Annotated in this window: 25 protein-coding genes and 1 tRNA gene; 12 read left to right on the plus strand and 14 right to left on the minus strand. The window is 64.0% G+C overall.

The genetic code is table 11. The features are described 5' to 3' along the window. The first annotated feature begins 170 nt into the window (after positions 1-170). Complete coding sequence (locus ACQ4W6_RS04630; protein ID WP_436566003.1) at positions 171-1394, plus strand: DUF1444 domain-containing protein; 1224 nt, start codon at positions 171-173, stop codon at positions 1392-1394. Between the two features lie 113 nt (positions 1395-1507). Here ACQ4W6_RS04630 and yiaA read toward each other — a convergent pair whose 3' ends face one another. Further along, positions 1508-1939, minus strand: a complete 432-nt coding sequence (gene yiaA / locus ACQ4W6_RS04635) for an inner membrane protein YiaA (RefSeq protein ID WP_436566004.1) — start codon at positions 1937-1939, stop codon at positions 1508-1510. Between the two features lie 85 nt (positions 1940-2024). Then, a complete protein-coding gene (locus ACQ4W6_RS04640; RefSeq protein ID WP_436566005.1) occupies positions 2025-2972 on the minus strand; it encodes a DUF808 domain-containing protein in 948 nt (315 codons plus the stop codon). A gap of 181 nt (positions 2973-3153) precedes the next feature. Here ACQ4W6_RS04640 and ACQ4W6_RS04645 point away from each other — a divergent pair, with 181 nt between their 5' ends. The 7 genes from ACQ4W6_RS04645 to lipA all read left to right on the plus strand — a co-directional run bounded on the left by ACQ4W6_RS04645 (position 3154) and on the right by lipA (position 10078). Next, positions 3154-3795, plus strand: a complete 642-nt coding sequence (locus ACQ4W6_RS04645) for a LysE family transporter (RefSeq protein WP_436566006.1) — start codon at positions 3154-3156, stop codon at positions 3793-3795. 115 nt (positions 3796-3910) lie between these two features. Continuing rightward, positions 3911-5755 (plus strand): DUF6600 domain-containing protein, encoded by a 1845-nt coding sequence (locus tag ACQ4W6_RS04650; protein ID WP_436566007.1) that lies wholly within the window; start codon positions 3911-3913, stop codon positions 5753-5755. A 66-nt stretch (positions 5756-5821) separates the two neighbouring features. Next, a complete protein-coding gene (locus tag ACQ4W6_RS04655; RefSeq protein ID WP_436566008.1) occupies positions 5822-5980 on the plus strand; it encodes a hypothetical protein in 159 nt (52 codons plus the stop codon). A gap of 102 nt (positions 5981-6082) precedes the next feature. After that, entirely contained in the window at positions 6083-6379 is a 297-nt protein-coding gene (locus tag ACQ4W6_RS04660; protein ID WP_436566009.1) for a DUF493 family protein, read from the plus strand. A 417-nt stretch (positions 6380-6796) separates the two neighbouring features. Next, positions 6797-8269: a MocR-like pyridoxine biosynthesis transcription factor PdxR gene (gene pdxR / locus ACQ4W6_RS04665; RefSeq protein WP_436566010.1), complete on the plus strand. Its 1473-nt coding sequence runs from the start codon at positions 6797-6799 to the stop codon at positions 8267-8269. A gap of 53 nt (positions 8270-8322) precedes the next feature. Further along, positions 8323-9027, plus strand: coding sequence for a lipoyl(octanoyl) transferase LipB (lipB, locus tag ACQ4W6_RS04670; RefSeq protein WP_436566011.1), 705 nt, complete (start codon positions 8323-8325; stop codon positions 9025-9027). Between the two features lie 37 nt (positions 9028-9064). Then, on the plus strand, positions 9065-10078 hold the full coding sequence (lipA, locus tag ACQ4W6_RS04675) for a lipoyl synthase (RefSeq protein ID WP_436566012.1): 1014 nt from the start codon (positions 9065-9067) through the stop codon (positions 10076-10078). Positions 10079-10231: 153 nt separating this feature from the next. Here the strand turns inward: lipA and ACQ4W6_RS04680 are convergent, their stop codons facing one another. Next, positions 10232-12394: a TonB-dependent receptor gene (locus tag ACQ4W6_RS04680; RefSeq protein ID WP_436566013.1), complete on the minus strand. Its 2163-nt coding sequence runs from the start codon at positions 12392-12394 to the stop codon at positions 10232-10234. Between the two features lie 87 nt (positions 12395-12481). After that, positions 12482-12826, minus strand: a complete 345-nt coding sequence (locus ACQ4W6_RS04685) for a hypothetical protein (protein WP_436566014.1) — start codon at positions 12824-12826, stop codon at positions 12482-12484. Between the two features lie 157 nt (positions 12827-12983). On the opposite strand from ACQ4W6_RS04685, the gene ACQ4W6_RS04690 reads away from it, so the two are divergent. Together ACQ4W6_RS04690 and ACQ4W6_RS04695 are read left to right on the plus strand one after the other, a co-directional pair. Next, complete coding sequence (locus ACQ4W6_RS04690) at positions 12984-14141, plus strand: PepSY-associated TM helix domain-containing protein (RefSeq protein WP_436566015.1); 1158 nt, start codon at positions 12984-12986, stop codon at positions 14139-14141. 110 nt (positions 14142-14251) lie between these two features. After that, complete coding sequence (locus tag ACQ4W6_RS04695) at positions 14252-14680, plus strand: PaaI family thioesterase (RefSeq protein WP_436566016.1); 429 nt, start codon at positions 14252-14254, stop codon at positions 14678-14680. Here the strand turns inward: ACQ4W6_RS04695 and ACQ4W6_RS04700 are convergent. The 7 genes from ACQ4W6_RS04700 to ACQ4W6_RS04730 all read right to left on the minus strand — a co-directional run bounded on the left by ACQ4W6_RS04700 (position 14677) and on the right by ACQ4W6_RS04730 (position 19587). Further along, positions 14677-15372: an anti-sigma factor gene (locus tag ACQ4W6_RS04700; RefSeq protein WP_436566017.1), complete on the minus strand. Its 696-nt coding sequence runs from the start codon at positions 15370-15372 to the stop codon at positions 14677-14679. The genes ACQ4W6_RS04695 and ACQ4W6_RS04700 overlap by 4 nt on opposite strands. Continuing rightward, positions 15369-15959 (minus strand): sigma-70 family RNA polymerase sigma factor, encoded by a 591-nt coding sequence (locus tag ACQ4W6_RS04705; protein WP_436566018.1) that lies wholly within the window; start codon positions 15957-15959, stop codon positions 15369-15371. The genes ACQ4W6_RS04700 and ACQ4W6_RS04705 overlap by 4 nt, the downstream gene beginning before the upstream one ends. 98 nt (positions 15960-16057) lie before the next feature. After that, positions 16058-16579: a peroxiredoxin family protein gene (locus ACQ4W6_RS04710; RefSeq protein WP_436566019.1), complete on the minus strand. Its 522-nt coding sequence runs from the start codon at positions 16577-16579 to the stop codon at positions 16058-16060. Positions 16580-16682: 103 nt separating this feature from the next. Then, positions 16683-17357: a BON domain-containing protein gene (locus ACQ4W6_RS04715; protein ID WP_436566020.1), complete on the minus strand. Its 675-nt coding sequence runs from the start codon at positions 17355-17357 to the stop codon at positions 16683-16685. After that, positions 17350-17946: a phosphoheptose isomerase gene (locus tag ACQ4W6_RS04720; protein ID WP_436566021.1), complete on the minus strand. Its 597-nt coding sequence runs from the start codon at positions 17944-17946 to the stop codon at positions 17350-17352. Before ACQ4W6_RS04720 ends, ACQ4W6_RS04715 begins: the two co-directional genes overlap by 8 nt. Before the next feature lie 57 nt (positions 17947-18003). Then, on the minus strand, positions 18004-18363 hold the full coding sequence (locus ACQ4W6_RS04725; protein WP_436566022.1) for a YraN family protein: 360 nt from the start codon (positions 18361-18363) through the stop codon (positions 18004-18006). A 9-nt stretch (positions 18364-18372) separates the two neighbouring features. Next, complete coding sequence (locus tag ACQ4W6_RS04730; protein ID WP_436566023.1) at positions 18373-19587, minus strand: penicillin-binding protein activator; 1215 nt, start codon at positions 19585-19587, stop codon at positions 18373-18375. Positions 19588-19752: 165 nt separating this feature from the next. On the opposite strand from ACQ4W6_RS04730, the gene rsmI reads away from it, so the two are divergent. Then, positions 19753-20661, plus strand: a complete 909-nt coding sequence (rsmI, locus tag ACQ4W6_RS04735; protein ID WP_436566024.1) for a 16S rRNA (cytidine(1402)-2'-O)-methyltransferase — start codon at positions 19753-19755, stop codon at positions 20659-20661. A gap of 40 nt (positions 20662-20701) precedes the next feature. On the opposite strand, the gene ACQ4W6_RS04740 is transcribed toward rsmI, so the two are convergent. Then, the gene (locus ACQ4W6_RS04740) at positions 20702-21322 is read right to left on the minus strand and encodes a hypothetical protein (protein ID WP_436566025.1); all 621 of its coding nucleotides are present in this window, start codon (positions 21320-21322) and stop codon (positions 20702-20704) included. A gap of 178 nt (positions 21323-21500) precedes the next feature. On the opposite strand from ACQ4W6_RS04740, the gene ACQ4W6_RS04745 reads away from it, so the two are divergent. Then, positions 21501-21577: transfer RNA gene (locus ACQ4W6_RS04745), tRNA-Pro, on the plus strand. 99 nt (positions 21578-21676) lie between these two features. On the opposite strand, the gene ACQ4W6_RS04750 is transcribed toward ACQ4W6_RS04745, so the two are convergent. Further along, entirely contained in the window at positions 21677-22597 is a 921-nt protein-coding gene (locus ACQ4W6_RS04750; protein ID WP_436566026.1) for a hydroxymethylglutaryl-CoA lyase, read from the minus strand. A 1-nt stretch (position 22598) separates the two neighbouring features. Then, positions 22599-23531, minus strand: a complete 933-nt coding sequence (locus tag ACQ4W6_RS04755) for a 2-hydroxyacid dehydrogenase (RefSeq protein WP_436566027.1) — start codon at positions 23529-23531, stop codon at positions 22599-22601. Positions 23532-23538 lie beyond the last annotated feature (7 nt).

The raw sequence follows: 23538 nt of genomic DNA on the forward strand, positions 1-23538 counted from the left end.
ATTTATTGATGTAGATCAAAATCCTCCAGATTGGCTTGCCTAATTTGCCGTGGCAAACCAGCGTGTGCCAGTTTCGCCGGGCCAGGTTTTCGTTTACAGTGCCAATTTGCCAATTTGCCTATTTCTTTTGCCAAGCATCATATTTTTAGTGCGGTCATTACTGGAGCAGCATGGGTTTTTTCGATTTCTTTCGCGCCCGCCCGACGCCTGACGGCTTTGCGCACGCCGTGCTGCGCCAGGTTCGCCAGCGCCACCCGGCGCGGCAATGTCTGTACGAAGCGCAGCCGTTTCGCATCGTATTTGGCAGCGATGCGCAGCAGATTTTCAACCTGGACCATGCCTACCGCGATTACTGCGCCGCGCCGCGCAAGCTGCGCACGCAGGTGCTGCAAAATCACCTGGCCGGCATCGACGTGCCAGCCTTGCCGGCCAGCTTTGCCGAGGCCCGCGAGCACCTGATGCCGATGATCCGCAGCCGCAGCCAGGGTGATTATCTGCGCCTGCTGGCGCTGCAGCAGCCGCCGCGCCCGGCGCTGGCCGATGCCTGGCGTGCGCTCGACGACGATGCGCTCATCTTGCTGGCCCACGACACGGCGTCGTCCATGGCCACCATCGGCCAGGCCACGCTGGCGCAATGGGGCGTGACGTTCGAGCAGGCGCTGGCGGCGGCGATGGACAATCTGCGCGCGCGCACGCCGCACAGCTTCCTGGCGCTGGGCGATGGCTTGCTGATGGGCGAATGGCACGATGCCTACGATTCCTCGCGCCTGCTGCTGCCCGACCTGCTGTACCGCGCCTGCCAGGGCGGCGAGCCGCTGGTGATGATCCCCACGCGCGGGCGTTTCCTGCTGGCGTCATCGCATAATGTGGCGGGCCAGCTGCAGATGATTGCCCTGGCCGACAAGCTGATGCAGGATGAGGGCCGGCAGGTGTCGCCCGCCATGTATGGCGTGCGCAATGGAAAAATTGTCGCCTGCCAGCCCGCGGACGCGGCGGTCGCCGCAGCGCTGGCGCGCCTGCAGGCGATGCTGCGCGCACATCACTATGGCGAGCAGAAGCAAGAGTGGGACCAGCTCAACGCGCAGCGCGGCGAGAACGTGTGCGTTGCCGCCTGCATGCTGTTCCAGTCGAAGGGGGGCGAGCGCGAGGGTGTGGTCTCGCTGGCGACCTGGACCCGTGGCGTCGATACCTTGCTGCCGCGCACCGATATCGTGGCCATGGTGGTGCCGGCGGACAATGGCGGCGACAGCGCCACCAAGTTGCTGGCGTGGGACGATGCGCTGGCCATCGGCGGCGAGCTGATGCAGGAAGTCGAATGCTATCCCGTGCGCTACCGCGTGCGCGGCTTTCCTGCGCCACACGCGCTCGCCGCTGCACCGGCCTGGGACAGCTGACGCTGCATTCCTGCAGCGCTTACTCGATTAGTCGTTTAATCGCTTAGTCGGCGCCCGCCGTCCGGCAACACGCCGACCACCTTGTCGCGGTCAGATAGACGCGCGGGCGCGGTTTAGGTTCCCGGCGCCTCGGTGGGCGTGGCTGGCGCAGCGCGTGTCACGTCGCGCACATTCTTTTGCACGGCCACGGCTGCAAACAGGCTCAGCAGGAATGCCATGGCATAGAAGCCCTTTTCACTGTTTTGCAAGCTGGCGTTCCACAGGCCGACCGTCAGCAGCAGCAAGGCCAGCAGCACGGAGATCCAGCACAGGCCAACATAGATGCCCGTGACGGCAATGCCTTCCGTGCGGTCGCGCACGCATTTTTGCAGCGAGATGGCGGCGAACAGGCCATACATGAGGAGCGTAAAGTAATAGCCCTTCTCGTTGAGCGCCATCGTGGCGTTCCACAGGCCGGAAAGGTAGGTGATGACGCCAATCAGCATGGCAGCCCAGGAGGCGCCGATAAAGGCGCTGCTGGGGCGTTGGATGGGGGATGGCAGCATAGAGTCTCCATGGACGGGCAGGCGCCGCAGGCATGGCCGGGGCGGCAGGCACGGATGCGCCTGCCGCTCCATCAGAACAGAAAGCTTATTTGCCCGGTTTGAGCCGGCGCAACAAAGCCGACACGGCCGTGACGCCAGCGAGCACCAGGCCGCCGGCGATGAGGCCAGCAATGGCGTTGATCAGGCTGGGCGTGACGGCCGCCAGCACGGGACCGATGCCAGCGACGCTGCCAAGCGCCACTTCGGCCTGATGCAGCATGCCGCTGGCCCATGGCCAGCCGTGGGTGAGGATGCCGCCACCCACCATGAACATGGCCAGGGTGCCCACCACGGAGAGAAATTTCATCAGTTTCGGCGCCGCCGAGACCAGCATGCCGCCAAAGCTGCGCACGCCATCCATCAGCGCGCCCGCGCCCTTGCGCGCGGCCAGATAAAAGCCGGCATCGTCGAGCTTGACGATGCCGGCCACCAGGCCATACACGCCCACCGTCATGATGATGGCGATGCCGACCACGACGGCCACCTGCTGCGCGAAAGTGGCCGTGGCCACCGTGCCCAGGGCGATGACGATGATTTCCGCCGACAGGATGAAGTCGGTGCGGATGGCGCCCTTGATCTTGTCCTTTTCCAGCGCCACCAGGTCGACCTGCGGATCGCGCAGCGCCTGCGCCAGCTCGGCCTTGTGGCTGTCGTCCGGATGCAAATATTTGTGGGCGATTTTCTCGAAGCCCTCGAAGCACAGGTAGGCGCCGCCCACCATCAGCAACGGCGTGATGGCCCACGGCGCAAACGCGCTGATGGCCAGCGCGGCGGGCACCAGGATGACCTTGTTCTTCATGGAACCGACGGCGACGGCCCACACCACGGGCAGTTCGCGCTCGGCGCGCACGCCGGCCACCTGCTGCGCGTTCAGGGCCAGGTCGTCGCCCAGCACGCCGGCCGTCTTCTTGGCGGCCACCTTGGTCATCAGGGAAACGTCATCGAGGATGCTGGCGATGTCGTCGAGCAGGGCCAGCAGGCTGGAGCCGGCCATCTCAGCGCGCTCCCACGGTGGTGGATGGGAATGTTGGAGCTAGGAAAGTGTTGTTTTTCATGATGTTATTCTTGGTTGTGCAGCAAGGGACAGCGTGACCCTGATCTTACCCCAGGGATGGCCGGCAGGGCCGCACGGGGCGGGGTAAAATTGCTCTACTTCATCATTTTCTGGAAACCGCATGCACTTTGCCACCTGGATCACCTTCGTCATTGCCGCCTCCATCATCGCCGTCTCGCCCGGCTCGGGCGCCGTGTTGTCGATGTCGCATGGCTTGTCGTACGGGGTGAAGAAGGCCAGCGCCACTATCCTCGGTTTGCAGCTGGGCCTGCTGGTCGTGCTGGGCATCGCCGGCGCCGGGGTGGGTTCCCTGCTGCTGGCCTCCGAAGTGGCATTCAATATCGTCAAGACGGTGGGCGCGCTGTACCTGATCTACCTGGGCCTGTCGCAGTGGCGCGCCAGGGTGGCCGTGGCCGGCGACTTGCATGCCGAGGCCGTGCTGCCGTCTGGCCGCCGGCGCGTGCTGACGGGTTTTTTGACGAATGTGACGAATCCGAAAGGCATCATCTTCATGGTAGCGGTGTTGCCGCAATTCATCAGCGCCAACGCGCCGCTGCTGCCGCAATTGCTGATACTGGCCGTCACCATGTGCAGCATCGACTTGCTCATCATGCACGGCTACGCATTCCTGGCGTCGTCGATGCAGCGCTTTTTTCGCGATGCCCGCGCCGTGAAAAAACAGAACCGCTTCTTTGGCGGCTTGCTGATGGCCGTCGGCGCGGCCCTGTTCTTCGTCAAGCGCGGCAGCCACGCGGCGTCCTGAAGCCGGGCAACATGCAAACATTTGTAAGCTCGCTTGCGATGCCGGCCGAAGAAGGCTGTACTACAGCTTGTAATCCATTTTTGTCATTCGTGTACGTCCTGCCTGGAGCGCTGCCATGCGTCCGACCCTCTCTCTCCCCCTGCTGAAAACGCTGTGCGCCGTGCTGCTGTCGTCGGCGTGTACCTTTGCCCTGGCACAGGATCCACCCGCCCGCGTGGGCCGCATCTCGACTGTCGAAGGGCAGGTGCTGGTGCGTGCCGGCGATGGCGAGGCGCAAAACGCCTTGCTGAACTGGCCCGTCACCACGGATAACCGTTTGAGCACCATGCGCGGCGCGCTGGCCGAGTTTCGCGTGGGCGCGGCGGCCGTGCGCCTCGACGGCGATTCCGAGCTGGAAGTGAGCGAGCTCGATGATGACAGTTTTCGCTTGCACCTCAGCTATGGCAGTGTCAGCGTACGCGTGCGCAATCCGGACGCGCTGCGCGGCCTGGAATTGACGACCAGCCAGGCCCGCGTGACCCTGAGCGAGCCGGGCTGGGTGCGCATCGATGCCGAGCGCCAGCCCGGCACCAGCGTCGTCAGCGTGCTCGAAGGCGCGGCCGAGGTCGATGGCACCACGGCCAGCGTGACCTTGCGTGCCGGCAAGCGCGCCGAACTGACGGACGGGGAAGTGCGCACGGGCGCCTTGCAGCGCGTGGCCTTTGACAACTGGCCCGAAGCCTTGCCCATCGCCACGCCAGCCTTGCGCTATGTCACGGCCGATACCACCGGCTATGAAGAGCTGGACCGCTACGGCGCCTGGCAGGATGATGCGCAATACGGCCCCCTGTGGCTGCCTAGCAGCGTGCCGCTGGGCTGGGCGCCGTACAGCGATGGACGCTGGACCTGGATCGCGCCGTGGGGCTGGACCTGGGTCGACAACGCGCCGTGGGGCTACGCGCCCTCGCATTACGGCCGCTGGGTGCTGCGCGGCCAGCGCTGGGGCTGGGCGCCGGGGCGTGAACGCGCACGCGTGCCTTGGGCGCCGGCGCTGGTGGGCTGGGTTGGTGGCAGTAATGGGCCAAATCACGGGCCAAATCATGGGCCACAGCATGGCTCGCGCCCCGGCGTGGGCTGGTTCCCCCTCGCGCCGCACGAGCGCTACGTGCCCGGCTACCGCGCCAGCAGCGAGTATGCACGCCGCCTCAACCGCTACGCCGATGGCCGCCATCCCGTGGCGGGCGAGCGCGAACGCCGCGATGGCATGAGCATGCTGCCCGGCGAGCGTTTTGACGGGAAGCGCACGGTCGACGTGCCGCGCCGCAACCGCACCACCATGCCGCCGCCCGTCATGCAAAGCTTGCCCTTGAGCACGGCGCCACCGCCCGCAGCCAATTGGCAGCGCCCCGTCCAGGCGCCGCGCATGGATAACGTCCCCCGGCGCGACTGGTCCAACCGCCCTGGCCGCTTGCAGACGGATGATGGCCAGACGCACATGGCGCCCCGTCCGGTGATGCCGAACCGCCCGCCCGTGCCCGCCGTGCCATCTCAGCCGCCGTCGCCCGCCGTGCCGGCCCAGCCCGTGATGCCAGCCATGCCGCCCGTGCAGGAGCATGTGGGCCGATCACCCGCGTGGCGTGGCGAGGAGCGTCCGCGCGCCGATGCGCCGCGCGCCGAACGGCCACAGCGCCCCGTCATGGAGCGTCCTGCCGACGCGCCGCGCCCTGACGGCGGCCACTGGGAGCGCGGCAACCGCCGCGAGGTGCAGCAAACGGCGCCGCCCCCGGCCGCACCGCCCGTTGCCGCCCCACGGCCCGCACCGCCGCCGATGCCGGCGCCGGCCGCGCGTGCGCCGCAGGAAGCGCGCGGCGAACGCGCCAATCCACCGCGTGAGCGGACCAATGAGCGGAATAATGAGAGGGGTAATGAGCGCGGCAACCCCGGGCGCAACGGCCGGCAGCAGCAGGAAGCGGAGCGCTGACGCCAGCAGCCATCGCGCCTGGCCGCGCCATGGCGAGCTCAGGGCGCAAAAGCGGCAGTTCGTCACATGCCGGAAGAAAAGCGGTGCTGGGTTCTCTACCGTGGTGACATTGTTGCCACGCAGCGTGGCAGCAGCGATTTTTCCGGCTATTTTGTCCACGCAAAATGGTTTTTCGCCAGCTTACCCGGCTGGCTTTTTTTTGCCGCCACGGGGGCGCCAGGGTAACGGGCGCGCCCGCCATCAAAGTTGGCTACAATACGCTTTTATGCAGCCGCCGCGCGATGTGCGCTGCGCCGCCTGTCCTTACCGGCACTGATTGGATTTCCTATGCAAACCACCCCTCCCAGCGAACAGACGATTCCTCACAGCGAATCGCTGATCGAATACCCGAGCGATTTTCCCATCAAAATCATGGGCCCGACGCATGTTGACTTCGCCCCCACCATGCTGGAACTGGTCATCATCCACGATCCGACCTTCCATGTGGGCCGCATGGAAGAGCGTCCATCGCCGAAGGGCAATTACACGGGCCTGACCGTGACCGTGCGCGCCATCAGCCGCGAGCAGCTCGATGCCCTGTACATGGCGCTGTCGGGCCACCCGATGGTCAAGATTGTCATGTAGGCAATTGATCAGCGCTTCGCGTGCCTGGATGGCGGCCGCTTCCACTTCCAGCCAGGCACGCAAGGCGCGCATGGATTGATCAGCTACACGCCGGCGCTGGACGCCAGCGTATCGAACAGGCGCAGCCCTGCCCACTTCCTGCAGCACCACGCCGTCACCCTTGATGACGGCGCATCGGCATCGGCAAATCCTCGTCCATCACGCCGCTCGCCGGCTCCGCCAGCGGCAAGCCCGTCTGCGCCAGCGCTGGTGTGGCCGGCAAGTTCCCTTCTCCATGCACACGACCTCCATCCCGATCCCGATAGCGGCGTGGCGCGCCCGATTGGCGCACCAGAACGGTGAGAGTAAAATGTTTGTGGTGTAATACGAAGTGCCAGTCAACAGAAAATTCATTGGACCACTTGGACGATCATCATCATGCCGCGAGGAAAATCACCGCTAGCGCTGGACTTGCCCCGCCCAACCAGCTGGCTCGACAAGGCTGGCGTCAACAAGCAGGACGGCGCGTATGAAGCGCTGCGCTCGGCCATCCTGACGAAGATGCTGCCGGCGGGCGGTCGTTTGCCGTCCAGCCGCACCCTGGCCGAACGGTGGGAGTTGTCGCGCGGCACCATCGAAACCGTCTTCGACCGCTTGCATGCGGAAGCGTATGTGACGCGTGTGCCCGGTTCCGGCACGCGCGTGTGCGCCGTGGTGCCGGAACGGTTTTTGATGGCAGGATTTGGAGATGCCACCCCGGCCGGGCCATTTTCCGAGCCGGCACCTGTGTCCGATACTGGCGTGCGCGACGGCCTGCCCTTCGTTGCCCGGCGCGCCGACGCCAGCCTGTTTCCCATGGCCGCCTGGTCCAAATGCGCTGCGCGGGCGCTGGCCGCCGCCACGCCGGAGCAGCTGTGCAGCGCCGATCCGGCCGGCGAGCCCCGGCTGCGCCAGGAGATCGCCGATTTCCTGGGCAAATACCGTGGCATCCGCTGCGACCCGCAAGACATCGTTGTCACCACCGGCATCCGCCATGCGATCGACTTGCTGGCCCGCAGCATCGTGCGCGATGGCGACAAGGTCTGCCTGGAAGAGCCCGGCTATCCGGCCGCGCGCGCCCTGTTCGCCCTCGCCGGTGCCGTGCCAGTGGACATCCCCGTTGACGCCGAGGGCATCGACAGCGCCGTGCTGCGCCTGCACGGCGACGCCAGCCTCGCGTATGTGACGCCGGCGCACCAGTCGCCGCTGGGCGTGACAATGTCCGTCACGCGCCGCCTGGCCTTGCTGGAATGGGCGAACGACAACGGCGCCTGGGTGGTGGAAGACGATTACGACAGTGAATTCAATTACCACAGTGCGCCGCTGGCGGCCCTGAAGGCGCTCGACCAGTACCAGCGCGTCATTTACTGTGGCAGTTTCAACAAGACCTTGTTTGCGGGCTTGCGCGTGGGCTTCATGGTGCTGCCACCCGGCTTGCGCCCGCTGCTGCTGCGCACCTTGCAGCTGACGGGCCGTTCGGTGGGCGTGACGGAACAACTCCCGCTGGCCGCCTGGATGGAGGAAGGCGGTTTCGTGCGCCATCTGCGCCAGGCCAGGCTGGCCTACAAGGAGCGGCGCGACCTGTTGCTGGCCTGCCTCGAACAGGCCGCGCCCGGGCGCTATGCCATTTCGGGCCAGCAGGCGGGCTTTCATTGCGTGCTGTGGCTGCCAGCGGGCAGCGATGAGCGCCAATTTTGCGCGCGCGCGGCGCAGGAAGGGCTGGCGCTGCAGCCGCTCGGTGATTTTTGCCATAGCACCAGGCTGGCGCCGGCCGTGCTGCTTGGCTACACGGCCCTCAACCTGGCCCAGGTGCGCCATGCTGCACAAAAATTGGGCAGGCTGCTGTTGCTGCCCGTGCCTGGGCCTGAATGAAACGGCGGCCTGGCTTATAATCACGGCTTCGCCGCCTGAGCACAGAATCTGTCATGACCACCACCCGAACCGAAGCGGCGCTGATCCGCGAGCTGGGCCGCGTCGACTACGAACCGACCTTTGCCGCCATGCGCGCCTTTACCGATGCGCGCACGACGGACACGCGCGACGAACTGTGGATCGTCGAGCATCCGCCCGTGTTCACCCTGGGCTTGGCGGCCGACCGCGGCCACTTGCTGGCCGGCGCCGACGCGATTCCTGTGATCCAGACCGACCGGGGCGGCGAAGTCACCTTCCACGGCCCCGGCCAGGTGGTGATTTACCTGCTGATGGACTTGCGCCGCAACAAGCCGGGCGGCAAGCTGTATGCGCGCCAGTTCGTGCAAAAAATCGAGCAAGCCATCATCAACGTGCTGGCGGCGTATAATCTCGCTGGCGAGCGCATCGATGGCGCGCCTGGCATTTATATTGCCGGCGGGCCAGACAAGGGTGCGAAGATCGCCGCGCTGGGACTGAAAGTGCGCGGCAATGGCTGCACCTACCATGGCGTATCGCTCAACGTGGCGATGGACCTGGCGCCGTTTTCCTGGATTAACCCCTGCGGTTATTCCGGCCTGAAGACGGTGGACATGCGCAGCATGGGCGTGGTGGCGCCGCTGGCCGAGGTGCAGCGGGCCCTGGCCCAAGAATTGACCGTATTACTCGATGTAACCGAAGTAAACAGCGCCGCAGGCGCGCCTCAGGCAGCGGATGCCTGAGCAAACAAACCAACACGCCCGTCAAGGGCTTGCAGCCATGACTTCTGAGACCATTTCCAGCACCGCCCCCGCCCCCGCCGCTCCCGCCTACAATCCGAGCGAAAAGCAAAAAGGCGCCAGCAAGACCTCGCGCATCCCGATCAAGATCATTCCGATCGAGCAAGTCGAGCGCCTGAAAAAGCCGGACTGGATTCGCGTCAAGGCCGCCTCGGCATCGACCCGTTTCTATGAAATCAAGGACATCCTGCGCGAAAACAAGCTCGTGACCGTGTGCGAAGAAGCTAGCTGCCCGAATATCGGCGAATGCTTCGGCAAGGGCACGGCCACCTTCATGATCATGGGGGACAAGTGCACGCGCCGCTGCCCGTTCTGTGACGTCGGCCATGGCCGCCCGGACCCGCTGGACAAGGACGAGCCGGCCAACTTGTCGAAAACCATCGCCAAGCTGCGCCTGAACTACGTCGTCATCACCTCCGTCGACCGCGATGACTTGCGCGACGGCGGCGCCGGCCACTTCGTCGAGTGCATCCAGCAAACGCGCGCCCTGTCGCCGAACACCCGCATCGAAGTGCTGGTGCCCGACTTCCGCGGCCGCCTGGAAAAAGCCTTGCTGCTGTTCAAGGATGGCTTGCCTGACGTCATGAACCACAACCTGGAAACGGCGCCGCGCCTGTACAAGGAAGCGCGCCCCGGTTCGGACTACATGCATTCGCTGAAACTGCTGAAAGACTTCAAGGCCATGTACCCGGGCGTGAAAACCAAGTCCGGCATTATGGTGGGCCTGGGCGAGACGGACGAGGAAATCCTGCAAGTGATGCGCGACATGCGCGAGCACGACATCGACATGCTGACCATCGGCCAGTACCTGGCGCCCTCAAGCAGCCACCTGCCCGTGCGCCGCTACGTGCACCCGGACGTCTTCAAGATGTTCGAGGCAGAAGCCTATAAAATGGGCTTCACCCACGCCGCCGTGGGCGCCATGGTGCGCAGCTCCTACCACGCGGACGAACAGGCGCACAGCGCCGGCGTGGAATCGGCGCTGAATTTCTAAGCACCTTGCGCTGTATCAAGAGCCGCCCGCTGTAGAGCCGGGCGGTTTTTTTTTGCCTGTGCATGGCCAGGCGGTGGTCGTCCGGGGCCGGGTATGACGTGTTGCGTTTGAGACAGCGGCAGGCGTTGCTCCCTGCCGCTGTCCTCGCGCGCCCTAGAAGCTGGTCGACAGGCCCGCATACAGGCTGCGGCGGGCGCCGTATTGCGGTGCCCCCACGCCCACGCCGGAACCGTCGCGCAGCAGATACGATTTGTCGAACAGGTTGAGCAGGGCCAGCCGTCCTTCCACCTTGCCCACGGGCGTGTTTTTCCACGTGTGCGTGAGCGCCGTGTTGACGGTGAAGTAGCTGGGCAGATGAGCGGAATTCGGTGCGCCGCCATCCGGCGTCATGCGCAGGCCGCTGCCGTAGAGGAAGTCAGCGCTCACTTTCGAATCGCCGAAGTGATAATGGGCGCCACCGGACATCGTATATTTCTGGTCATGATCGAGGTAGACATAATGGGAGCTGATGTAGTTCAACTCATCGGCGCCAAACAGGGCCTGGCCCGAATTGATGTTGCGCCCCTGCGCCTTTTGCGTGCTGGCATTGAGGAACAGGCCCCAGTTCTTCTCGCTGTAGATGGCCGACAATTCCAGTCCCTTGGCGTAGCCTTGCGCGTAATTGAATGGCGTGAGGATCAGCGCCTGGCCGAACTGGCCTTCGTCGAGCAGGTTGCTGATCTTTTTATAATAGGCGTCCGCCGTCAGGGTCAGTTTTGAATTGACCTGGTGGCTGATGCCCACGTCGTAATAGTGCGTGCGCTCGGCCTTGACGTTGTCCGACTGGCCGATTTCCGGCGCATTCGTCGTGTTCGCGTACAGGTCGATGCTGCCCTGCGCGGCCAGTTCCTGTGGCGGCGGCGTGAAGTAGCGCGAGTAGCCTGCGTGCAGGGCCGTGCCCGGGGCAATTTGATACGCCAGGTTGATGCGCGGGCTCCATTGCTGCTCGCTGGTGTAGGCCGAGACCTTGTCGAAACGGGCGCCGTAGTTCAGGGTCAAGGGCTTGCTGATATGCCATTCATCCTGCAGGTAAAAGCTGGCCAGGGTGCCCGTCTTGCCGCTGTTGTCGAGAATGGTGACGGGCGTGCTGGCGCTTTGCGCGCCGTCCAGGGCGGGGAAGACGGCCACCGTGTTGTCGCTGGTGGTTTTTTGGCGCGTGTAGGCCAGGCCGGCGCGCAGGGTGTGGTCTTGCTGCAATTTGTAGCTGATGTCGAACTGGGCACCGGAAGCGTTGTTCGAACGGCGCGAATCGGAGGCCACGCCGTTGTAGATCAGGTCGCCAATGGGATCGGGCGTGAAGTGCAGTTCCGAATACTGGTGGAAGGCGGATAGCTGGTAATTGATGTCGCCCATGCTTTTTTGCAGCGACAGCACCAGGAAGCGGTTCACTTCGCGCTGGTTTTCGTCCAGTTGCGAGGACGGCAGATTGGACGTGCCCGCCTGCGCATCGCTGTGACCGGCCAGGGAGAAGGCGGGCGCCTGGTCCGGGTTGTTGGGAATCTGGAAGCGGCCGTTATACGTGCCGAACATGGCGCCCAGGCGCGTGTTGTCATCGAGGAAATACGACAGGCTGCCGAACGACTTGTTCTGGCGCGTCTTGTCGTGCAGGGCGCTGCGCGTGTCTTGCGGGTTTTCCACGCCCAGCGCATTGCCCAGGTAGCTGCCGGACAGGTAATAATTGAACTTGCCGACGCTGCCGAAAAATTCAGCACTCGGCTCCACATGGTCGTGGCTGCCCACCAGGATGCCGATGCGCCCGCCCGGCGTCATGCCGCCTTCTTTTGTTTCAATATCGACAATGCCCGCCGTGCGCAGGCCGAACTGGGCCGGCAAGGCGCCCGTGATGAAATCCGTATGGTCGATCAAGCGCGTGTCGATAGCCTGGCCGAAGCCGCTGATGCTTTCTGGCAATTGCACGCCATTAATGCGGTATTGCACGTTGGCATGATCGTCGCGCACGTGCAGGGCGCCGGAACCCTTCGAATCTTGCGACACGCCAGGCAGGCGCAGCAGCACTTCATTGAATGGCGTGTTGTCGCCCTGCCCCAGCATGTCCACCATGTGGCTGTCGATGCTGTAGATGGTGGTGCCGACTTTTGGCGACAGGTCGATGCGGGCGCTTTTCAGGTGGGCGGAAGTCACTTCCACTGTCTGCATGTCTTGCGGCACAACATCTGCTGCCGTGCTGGCATCCGCAGGCTCGGCGGCATGGGCGGAAATAGTAAACAGGCTGGCAAGGGCGAGCGATAGCGCGCTCAGGCGGGGAGTGTGTTGCATGGGATACCTCGAAAATAGTCAACGCCAGGCGGCCCGGCGCGCATAAGACGCGGCGGTGCAGCCTGAAAAAAAGAAAGAGCGTGGGAATTACAGCGAGGTAGCAGGCGGGCCGCGCACGGGCGGCAAGACGATGGCGGCGACGGGCGCCAGGGTGGCTGGCGCGGCGGCCAGCAAGCGGTAGGGCAATAATTGTGCGGGCGGCTCCACGATGGCCGGCGGCACGGCGATATCGGCCACCTTGTCGATGACCGTGGTGCACAGCGCGCACTCTTCCGCGCCGAGGCTGGTCTTGTGCAAGTGCGAGGCGGCCGTCGATAGCAAAAACACCAGGGCCAGCGCACTGAACAGGGCCACGCACAAACGCCACGGCGTGCGCGCGAGGGCGGACGTCCCGTGATGAGCACGCTTGCGGGTGGAGTGGCGGGAAGACATGGGCGAATAGTAGCAAGAAAATCGCATCGTTGTCAGCGCTTGTTGCAATTCATTTGCGCTAATGGGGGCATGACAGGGTGGCCGCCTGATAATGATTTTCACTCCGCTTCTTTCATGCTATCGTTCCGCAGCCAAAATTCCCCGAGTCTCCCCTCAAATGTCGAAACGCCTGAGCAAGTGGTTGATCACCAAGCTGCACCTGTATGCGGGGCTATGGTTCGGCGCCCTGTTCGTCCTGCTGGGCTTGACGGGCTCCGCCATCGCCTGGATGCCGGAGCTTGATGCGTATCTGAATCCCACCCTATTGCAGGCCAGCACGCCCCCGCCTGGCCAGGTTTTCCAGGTCACGCCGCGCGCCGTGCAAACGGTGGTGGAGCGCCTCACGGCCGATCCCGCCTATGGCAAGCCCGCGCAGATCAATCCGCCCGCCGATGCGCGCGACGTGTATGTGGCCTCGTATCGCCAGCCCGGCAAGCCGTCCATGTTCAGCCAGGCCATCGTGCGCCAGGTGATGGTCGACCCGTACACCCTGCAAGTGAAGGGCGAGCGGGAATGGGGCCGCTTCGGCCTCACGCGCCCGCTCTTGATGTCGGGCATGTTTCATTTGCACCGCTATTTGCTGTCGGGCGAAGTGGGCAAGACCGTCACCGGCATTTCCGGCGTGATGCTGCTGCTGATGGCCATCAGCGGTATCTACCTGTGGTGGCCGCGCCTGCAGTGGACGGCCATCCGGCGCGCCTTGACGGTGTCGCATGGCGGTTCCTGGCCCCGTTTCAACTACACGTTTCACAAGGCCGCTGGCTTCTTTGCCGCGCCCGTGCTGGCCGTGATCGCCTTTTCCGGCATCTATTTCAACTTGCCGCAGCTGGTGGTGCCGCTGGTGGGGCTGGTGTCGACGGTACCGGCCACGGAAAAGCTCAAGAATGTGCCGCAGGACGGGGCGCTGCTCGATGCGGGCGAGGCCATGGTGGCCGCGCAGAGGATTTACCCGCAGGCGCGCGTGTCGCGCATCGTGCTGCCGGCCAGGAAGGATCAGCCGTATGACATCCGCGTGCGCCAGCCAGACGAAATCGCCCAGGGCGACGGCGCCACCCGCCTCACGCTCGATGCGCGCAGCGGCATGGCCCTGCGCATCCGCGACCCCTTGACGGCGTCGTATGGCGAACGCTTCCTGGGCTGGCAATTCCCGCTGCACTCGGGCCAGGCCTTCGGCGTGGCCGGGCGCAGCTTTATTACGCTTTTCGGCCTGATGCCCCTGCTGTTCATGCTGACTGGCACCCTGGTGTGGTGGAAACGGCGGCGCAAGGGGAAATAGCGGGTCTTCAAACCGAAGCGTGGATCATTGCTATGATCACAGTGTTTTCCGGCAGCCTTCCTGTCCGGAGCCACTCAATCACAAGGACCACGAGGTTCACAAGGAGCACTATGAGCAATCCGGAAATCACCGTAGCACTGTTGAATGAACGCGGCGTGGGCCGCCTGCCCGGCCATCTGGGCATCGTTATCACGGCAGTGGGCGATGGCCAGCTGACGGCAGAATTGCCCGTGCTGCCGCATTTGCTGGCGCCGAATGGCTATCTGCATGCCGGCAGCGTGGTGACCCTGGCCGACACGGCGTCCGGTTATGGCTGCATCGTCAACCTGCCCGAAGGCGCCAGCAATTTCACCACCGTCGAACTCAAGTCGAACCACCTGGGCACGGCCCGCGATGGCACCATCACCTGCACGGCCAAGGTCGAACACAAGGGCCGCAACACGCAAGTGTGGGATGCCGTGGTGAAAAGCAAGGAAACGGGCAAGACGATTGCCCTGTTTCGCTGCACGCAGATGATTCTGTATCCCAAGCAAGCTTAGATTTTTATCCAGTTACCCTTGTAGAGTATCGGTCCCGTCGGTCCGTTCGGATCGGGCGAGCCGCCTTTCGGCTCCAGGGTAACGGCCAGCAAGGCCACGTCGTTGCCGATGGCGCGCTCCGACAGGGCCAGTTTCACGCTGCCCTTGTCGGCCAGTAAGCCCAGGGAGCGCGGGTTGCCGCTCTTCGGCACGGCCCACAGTTCCAGGTCGCGGTCAGCAGGTACGGGCGCGTTGCCCACCATGCGCACCTCGAGCGCGCCGTGGCGGCTGTCGGCCGTCAGCAGCAGGGCCGTTTGCGCTTTTTCGTCCGTCAGGCTGGCAACATAGCTGATTTGCGGTGCGTCAAACAGGCGCGTGGCGATGACGATCACCAGCAGCGCCGCGATGGCGCTCGACGCCATGCTTAACGAACGCCAGAATGACAGCGAATCGCGGAAAAAAGCCCAGCTGTCTTGCGGCGCCAGGTGCAAGCGCCGCTCGATCTGCTGCCACACGCGCTTGCTCGGCGCCACCGGCGTGGCAAATTCCGCCATCGGTTCCAGGCGTTGGCGCCATTCGGCCGTGATATTGCGCAAGTCGGCGTCGTTGTGCAGCCAGCCTTCGAAACGCCGCCGCGCGCCCCCTTTCAGGGTGCCCAGCACGTATTCGGATGCCAGTTTCTGGCGCAGGCTGTCATTGCCGCGGATATTCATGGTGCCTCCCGTTTCGCCAGGCACGTTCGCAGCCGCTCCAGGCTGCGGCGTATCCAGGTCTTCACGGTGCCGATCGGCAGCGACATCTGCTGTGCCACTTCACTGTGCGACAGGTCATGGTAATACGCCAGGGCGACCACCTGCCGGTGCAGCCCTTCCAGGGCCGACATGCAAAACGCCAGCGCCTTGGCGTCGCCGCTCATTTGCAGCGACTCGATGGGCGTGGCCTGGGGGTCTCGGAGTGCATTCATGACTTCGCTATCAAACTGTTCGGCATCGATTTCCACGGTGTCGTCGCTGCGCCGCAGCACATCGAACGCCTTGTTGCGCACGATGGTGGCCATCCAGGTCATGGGCGCCGCCAGATGGCTCTGGTAGGTGGCGGCATTGTTCCAGATAGCGACGAAACCCTCTTGCAAGGCTTCTTCAGCAAGCTCTTGCTTATGCAATATACGCAGCGCGAAGCCAAACAGTTTCGATGATGTGCAGTTATATAGCTGGCGGAACGCGATGGCGTCCTTGTTGCCGGCGGCAAGCAGCCAGGTTTTGAGTTGTTGCGGGTCGGGCGGTTGAGCGGCTAGGGACACGGCTGGCCTTCACAAGGTGAATCGGATCACGCATGAGAAGGTTATAACAGTTTGGCAACAGTTGGCAACAAGGTTTTGTGCGGTGTTGATGGGGTGGATCAGCCGGCGATGGCTGTTTCCAAAAGCTTGTGCAATTCGGCAAACTCGGGCTTGCCCACATAACGCTTGAGGATCTTGCCCTGCTTGTCGAGCACGAAAGTGGTGGGTGTCAGGGCCACGTCGCCGTAGGCCTTGGCCGCCTCGCCCGTCACGTCGAGCGCCACCTTGAACGGCAGCTGGCGTGTTTCGGCGAAGTTCAGCACGTAGTTGGCCGGGTCGTATTTCATGGCCACGGCCACGAATTCCAGTCCCTGCCCCTTGTACTTGTTGTAAGTGTCGACCATTTCCGGCATTTCCGCCACGCAGGTGGTGCACGAGGTGGCCCAGAAATTGACCATCACCACCTTGCCGCGCAGGCTGGCCGAGGTGATTTTCTCGCCATGGATGCCATGGAAGGTCACGTCCGGCGCGCTTTGCTTGTCATTCAGCGACAGATAGCCGGCCGCTGCCACGCCCGCCACGAAGACGGCGATGAGGGCTGGCTTGAGCCAGGATTTGCTAACGGATGGCGAAGTTGACATGGCGAAGTTGAAATAAGTTCACTTGAAAAGCGCGGCGATGCGGCCACGATGCGGCTATTGTAGCCGTATCGTGACGTCCTTGCTGCAGGTCAGACGGCGCGCCTTATTGGCTGACGGCGTCGCTGGTGGTGCGCTGCGGCGCATCGGGCTGCAATTGCTTCAGTTCCGCTTCCGAGATGTAGTCGAACAGCTTGACCACTTTCTGCACGCCGCCCACGCCGCGCGCCACGTCGGAGGCGACCGTGCCTTCGCGCTGGGTGACCCGGCCCATCAGGAAGACGGTGCCGTTTTCCGTGACGACCTTGAACGAGGCGGCCGAGATGGTTTTCATGTCCACCAGGCTGGCCTTGACCTTGGTGGTGATCAGCGCATCGTTCGAACGCGAGGTGTAGGTGGCAGGGCCGGCGATGATCAGCTCGTTGGCCACCGATTCCACGCCATCGATGTTGCGCACTTCGCGCTCGACGGCATTTTTCATCGCTTCATCGCGCACTTCGCCCGTCAGCAGGACGCGGCGGTTGAAGCTGGTGACGTTCACATGGCCCACGTCGCCAACGATGGAGGGGATGCGTGACTCGCCTTTCAGGGCGATCGACTTGTCTTCAGTCTGGGCGCCCAGGGTGCGGCGGTCTGCGGCGGCGACGCCGCCCATCACCGCGCCACCGACCATCAATTCGATGCAGCCGGTGAGCGAGGTGAGCATGGCACCGCACAAAAGAAAGGTCGCCAACGGGCGTTGTACGCCTTTCCAGCCTGGGCCAGTACCGAATTTAGTCATTCACGTCTCCTCCGAATAGGGCGACATCGATACCGTCGCAAATGCAATGTATGGTGGTCAGGTGCACTTCCTGGATGCGCGCCGTGCGTTCGGCGGGCACGCAGATATGCACGTCGGCATCCGTCAGCATCTTGCCGATGGCGCCGCCGTCCTTGCCCGTCAGCGCCACGACGCGCATTTCGCGCTCCAGCGCCGCTTCCACGGCGGCCATCACGTTGGCCGAATTGCCCGACGTGGAGATGGCCAGCAGGATGTCGCCCGCCTGGCCGAAGGCCTGCACCTGTTTCGAGAAAATCTCGCGGTAGCTGTAGTCATTCGCCACGGCTGTGAGGATCGAGGTGTCCGTCGTCAGCGCCAGGGCCGGCAGCGGAAAGCGCTCGCGCTCGAAGCGGCCCACCAGCTCGGCTGCAAAATGCTGGCAGTCGGCGGCGGAACCGCCATTCCCGCAGGCCAGGATCTTGTTGCCGTTGGACAATGCATAAAACATCAGGTCGATCGCCTGCGCAATAGGCGGCGCCAGTACGCTAGCGGCCTGGATCTTGAGTTCGGCACTTTCGTGGAAGTGCGAGAGGATGCGTTGATTATTCATAGTCTGCCGATTATAGTGCAGGCGCGCGGCGTGGCGGACAAGCACTGTTAAAAATGCTTACATATCCAAAATGTTTTTCAGCCAGCTGATACGCCCGCCATCGATGCACAGCGCATCGAAGCGGCAGGCCGGCAAGCGCTTTTGCCCCAGCAGCCAGGTTTGCGCGGCCACCACCATGCGCCGCTGCTTGGCCGGCGTGATGCTGGCCAGGGCGCCGCCGAAGGCCGCGCCCGAGCGCAGACGCACTTCCACGAAGACGACGCCATCACCATCGCGCATGATCAAGTCCAGCTCGCCCCCCTTGCACAGATAGTTGCGCTCCAGCAGCACCAAGCCTTGCAGCAACAGGTAGGCCAGCGCATCGTCTTCCGCCTGCCGCCCCCGTTCCTGTTTCGTCTGGAAAGGCAGGCGCGGCATGGAAGGTCCTTATTGTGCCTGCGGCAAGGCCGCTGGCGTGGCGATTTCCTTCGGTGGCCAGGTGCCAAGCACGCCCTGCTGGTAGCTGGCGGCCTGTTCCGTGCGTTCGAAGATGGTTTGACCATCTTCAAAGCGCACGGCCAGGCGGCCCGTCACGCCATCGAGCGTGAATGGTGCATCCGGGCGCAGCGCCACTTCGCGCGCCACGCGGAAGGCATCGATGCCCAGCGCATACAGGCGTTCCATGTCGGCCGTCAGGCGCCGTTCGCCTGGCTGCGGCGGCTGCGGATACACCATCACCTGCGGATGGTCGCGCTGCACCTGCCATGGCAAGTCCAGCAGGCGCGCGCCGTCGAGCTCGGGGCCGCTGGCGCCGCGTCCGGCGCCCGGATTCATGGACGAGGTGCCATACAGGGGCAAATCGCCGCCGATGGCCACGCGCAGCTGGCGCGCCTGGTCGGCGTCGAGCGCGGCAAACAGCAGGCCCGGCGGCGTGGCGGCAAGACGCGCGCGCAGCTGCACCAGTTCGGCATCGCTCAGGTAGCCATTCGTGGCCGTCAAGTCCATCGTTTCGATCTTGCCGCCCTGGCGCAGCCATTCCTGCTTGAAGGCGGCGCTGGTGCGGCGCTGCGAGGGCGAGCCGGCCGACAGGATCAGTGCGCTGGCGCCAGGCTGTTCGCTGGCAGCCCAGGCGGCGACCTGGCGTGCTTCCGCCTCGATCGACAAACCCATTACCAGCATTTTTTCCGGCAGGCGCGCGTTGCCGCGGTTATCCGGGTGGTTCAGGGCGATGGTGGGTTTACGCACCAGATTGCTGTTGGCCACGGCCGTGACGGCCGAGCGCGACAGGGGGCCGACGACGATGTCTTGCTCTTCTTGCGCTTGCGCAAATTTGTTCAGGGTGTCGCTGCTGCCGTCGCCCGTGTCGATCACCGTCACTTCAAAGCCGCTGCGGTCGCGCTCATAGGCGGCCATGAAGCCGGCGCGCAGCAGTTCGGCGGCCGGTCCCAGGGACGCCGAACGCAGCGGCAGCAGCAGGCCGATGTGGTGGACATTGCCATCGGCGGGTGCCGGCGCCGTGGCCGCTGGCATATCGATAGCCGTGCCGGTAGCCGGCTTGTTCCTGACGGGCGCCAGCGGCGCGCCATTCTCGTCGTACGAGGTAATATCGGGCACGGCCACGGCAAAGGTGACCGGTTCGGGCGGCTGCGGTTTGGGCGGCACGGGTGGTGGCAGCGGTGGCGGAGGCGGCAGTGCCCTTGTGTTAGATTCAATAGGCGCGCACAATTGCCCGGGCGCGTCGCAAGGCGTGCTGCAAGCGCTCAGCATGCCGGTCGCGGCACAAACAAGCAGTAACTTCACACTATTAGCAAGCATTTAACCTCCAAAATGACCGTACAAGAAATCAGCTCCATCGCCAGCCTGCCCATCATGACAGAGGCGGCGCACCAGGTCTATCCTATCGCAACATTGTATATAGTGGCCACGCCGATCGGTAATGTGACCGATATCAGCCTGCGCGCGCTGCATTTGCTGAGCATTGCCGATGCCGTTGCCTGTGAAGATACGCGCAACACGGCGCACCTGCTGACGCGCTTTGGCCTGAACAAGCCATTGATTGCGGCGCACCAACATAATGAGCGCGAAGTGGCGCAAACCCTGATTGCCCGCCTGCATGCCGGCGAGCGCATCGCGCTGGTCTCCGACGCGGGAACCCCTGCCGTCTCCGACCCCGGTGCGCGCATCGTCGACGCCGTGCGCGCGGCCGGCTTGCGCGTGCTGCCCTTGCCCGGCCCGTCGGCGGCGATCACCGCCATTTCCGCCAGCGGCTTGCTCAATGACCAGTTTTACTTTATCGGCTTCCTGCCGGCGAAGGCCAAGCAGCGCGAAAACATGCTGCACAGCCTGCGCGGCGTGACGGCCACCATGGTGTTCTATGAAGCGCCGCACCGTATCCTCGATTGCGCCACGGCCTTGGTGGAGGCGTTCGAGCCGACGCGCCAGGTAGTGTTTGCGCGCGAGCTGACGAAAATGTTCGAAGAAATCCACCGCTGCCCCTTGTCCGAAGCCGAAGCGTGGATACGTGCCGACGCGCACCGCGAAAAGGGCGAATTTGTCGTCCTGCTGGAAGGCGCCACCGAAGCGCAGGACGCGGAAGACGTGGAAGCGGAGCGCATCCTGAACATTTTGCTGGCCGAATGCAGCGTCAAGCAGGCTGCCAACCTGACGGCGCAGATCACGGGCCGCAAGAAAAACGCCCTGTACGAGCGGGCGCTGCAGTTGAAGGGGCAGGAATAACGCGATTCCGGCATGCCCGATTGGGTATGCCCTTACATAATTACCACTTGCAGCCACTATCTTTCTTGTCGAGCAGCATCAGCACGGGCGCCAGCAAGCCCGCGCCCGCATAGGCCGTACGGCAATCGCCGCGCTTGCCTTGCGCGATGTCGCGCGCCAGCTGGCTTTCCGTTTGCAGCGGCTTGTCGGGGATTTGCCCCACGGCCGTACCCACCTTGGACGGGTCGCGTTCGCCAGCCACCTTGCGCGCCGTCTTCCTGGCCGCGTCCATGTCGAACTTCGGCGTATCTGGCGTTAGCGTAGTGGGGCTGACCGTTGGCGTGATTGCTGCCGTGGGCGCCACGGTGATCGTATTCTGGCTCGATGCTGGTGTGGCTGCCGTCGTTGGCGTTTTCCGGACGGTGTTGCGCTTTGCCTTGCTGATGGGCTTGGGTTCGTGTTTCGGCTTGAGCACTTCGACGGGCGGTGGCGGCGGCTTGGCAGCCAGCGGGCGTATCCACACGGTGACCGATTCCACGCGCCGCGCCGCGTCTGGCAGGGCGGGTGGCTGCGCATGGCGCCACAGGTACACCAGCGCGCCATGCAGCAGCAGGGACACGGCAATGCCCAGCGCGATGCCGCGGCGATTCGCCATGGGCTGGCCAGCGCCGCTTCTTTCCATACGCAATTCCATTGCCGTCGTCGCCTTCATGTCTGAGCGGGAAAACTTGCCTGGTGAGTGTCGCATACTTCGATAGTGTTGATAAATACATGCGTATCGGTGTCGCGCGTAAATAATTTACACAGAGTTTCACCTGACCCTTGACCGAAGTCGATACGGGCTGTATTATCTTGGTCTTCGGAGTGTGGCGCAGCCCGGTAGCGCACCTGGTTTGGGACCAGGGGGTCCAAGGTTCGAATCCTTGTACTCCGACCAAATTTGTAGAAAAAAACCCAAGAGTTTCGACTCTTGGGTTTTTTTTCGTCCGTACTGCATGCCCCAGCGGCATGCAGCAGGGCCGTAGCCCCTTTCCATTTACCCCAGGCGTTTCGCCGCGATGGCGTTGCCGGCGCGGCTGGAACCCTTGCGGCCCAGTTGCTGCGCGATGAACTGGCCCGCGTCCACCACCAGGTCCAGGTCGATGCCGGTGGCGATGCCCAGGCCGGCCATCATGTACAGCACGTCTTCCGTGGCGACATTGCCGGTGGCGCCCTTGGCGTACGGGCAGCCGCCCAGGCCCGAGACGGACGAATGATAAATCGCAATGCCCATCTCCAGGCTGGCGTAGATATTTGCCAGCGCCTGGCCGTAGGTGTCGTGGAAGTGGCCAGACAGGCCGCCCACGTGGAAGGCCGCGATGGCGCGCTCCATTACCGCCTGCGTTTTTCTCGGCGTGGCCACGCCGATGGTGTCGGCGATGTCGATTTCGTCGCAACCGAGGTCGCGCATGCGTCCCACCACGTCGGCCACGGCGTCGAGCGGCACGTCGCCCTGGTAGGGGCAGCCGAAGGCGCAGCTGATGCTGCCGCGCAGGCGCAGGCCATGATCCTTGGCCGCCTTGGCCACGCCCTCGAAGCGGGCGATCGATTCGGCGATCGAGCAATTGATGTTTTTTTGCGAGAACGCCTCGGAGGCGGAACCGAAGATCACCACTTCATCAGCCTTTGCCGCCAGCGCAGCCTCGAAACCTTGCATGTTCGGCGTCAGCGCCGAATACATGGTGCCGGCACGGCGCGCGATTTTCTCCATCACTTCCGCGCTGGTGGCCATCTGCGGCACCCATTTGGGCGAGACGAACGACGCCGCCTCGATATTGGCGAAGCCCGCCAGCGTCAACCTGTCGACCAGCTCGATCTTGACGGCGGCGCTGATGGTTTCCTTTTCATTTTGCAGGCCGTCGCGCGGGCCCACTTCGACGATCTTGACCTGTTTCGGCAAATTTGGTAGTACGTTCATGTCAATATCCTTGCAAACGGTTGACGATGCCGGCCACAGGCTCTCCGGCATGCAGGCGGCGCATCTTGGCGGCGATTTGCGCCACGCTTTCGCGGCGCAGGGTGGCGGCCGAAATATGCGGCGTGATGGTGATGCGCGGTTCTTGCCAGAACGGGTGCTGCTGCGGCAGCGGCTCGTTGCGGAACACGTCCAGGGTGGCGCCCGCAATATGCCCCGAGCGGATCAGGGTCAGCAAATCCGGTTCGGCCATATGCGCGCCGCGCGCCACGTTGATGACGTAGGCGCCCGGCAGCAGCATGGACAGGCGCGCGCGGTCCAGCAGGTTATGCGTGTCGGGTGTCAGCGGCAGCATGCACACCAGCACACGCGTGCCGCGCAGGAAGGCGTCGAGCCCCTCTTCGCCCGCGAAGCACTGCACCCCATCGAGCTGCTTCTGGCTGCGGCTCCAGCCACGCAGGGGAAATTCAAATTGCGCCAGCGCTTCCAGTACGCGCGTGCCCAGCACGCCCATGCCCAGCACGCCGACGGGAAAGTCCGCCTTGTCAAACGCGGGCAGCGGCTGCCAGATGCCCGCGCGGCCCTGCGCTTCGTAGTCGTCGAAACGGCGGAAGTGGCGCAGCACGGCGTGGCTGACATATTCCGCCATCTGCACGCCCATGCCCGCATCGCCCAGGCGCACCAGCGGCACGTGTGCCGGTAGCGACTCGCTGAACTTGAGCAGGGCGTCGACGCCGGCGCCCATATTGAAGATGGCTTTTATATTGGCCAGATGCGCCAGCATGGCCGCTGGCGGTTGCCAGACGACGGCGTAATCACAAGCTGGCGCTGGTGTGCCTTCACGCCAGAAGTGGATCTCGGCTTCGGGCAGCAAGTCCTTGAAGTCGGCGATCCACGCCGCTTCTTTGCCGTCCGCACGTTGCAGGAGTATGCGCATTGTGAGC

Origin of the sequence: Janthinobacterium woesei (assembly GCF_051380875.1) — a bacterium.
Lineage (GTDB): Bacteria > Pseudomonadota > Gammaproteobacteria > Burkholderiales > Burkholderiaceae_D > Janthinobacterium.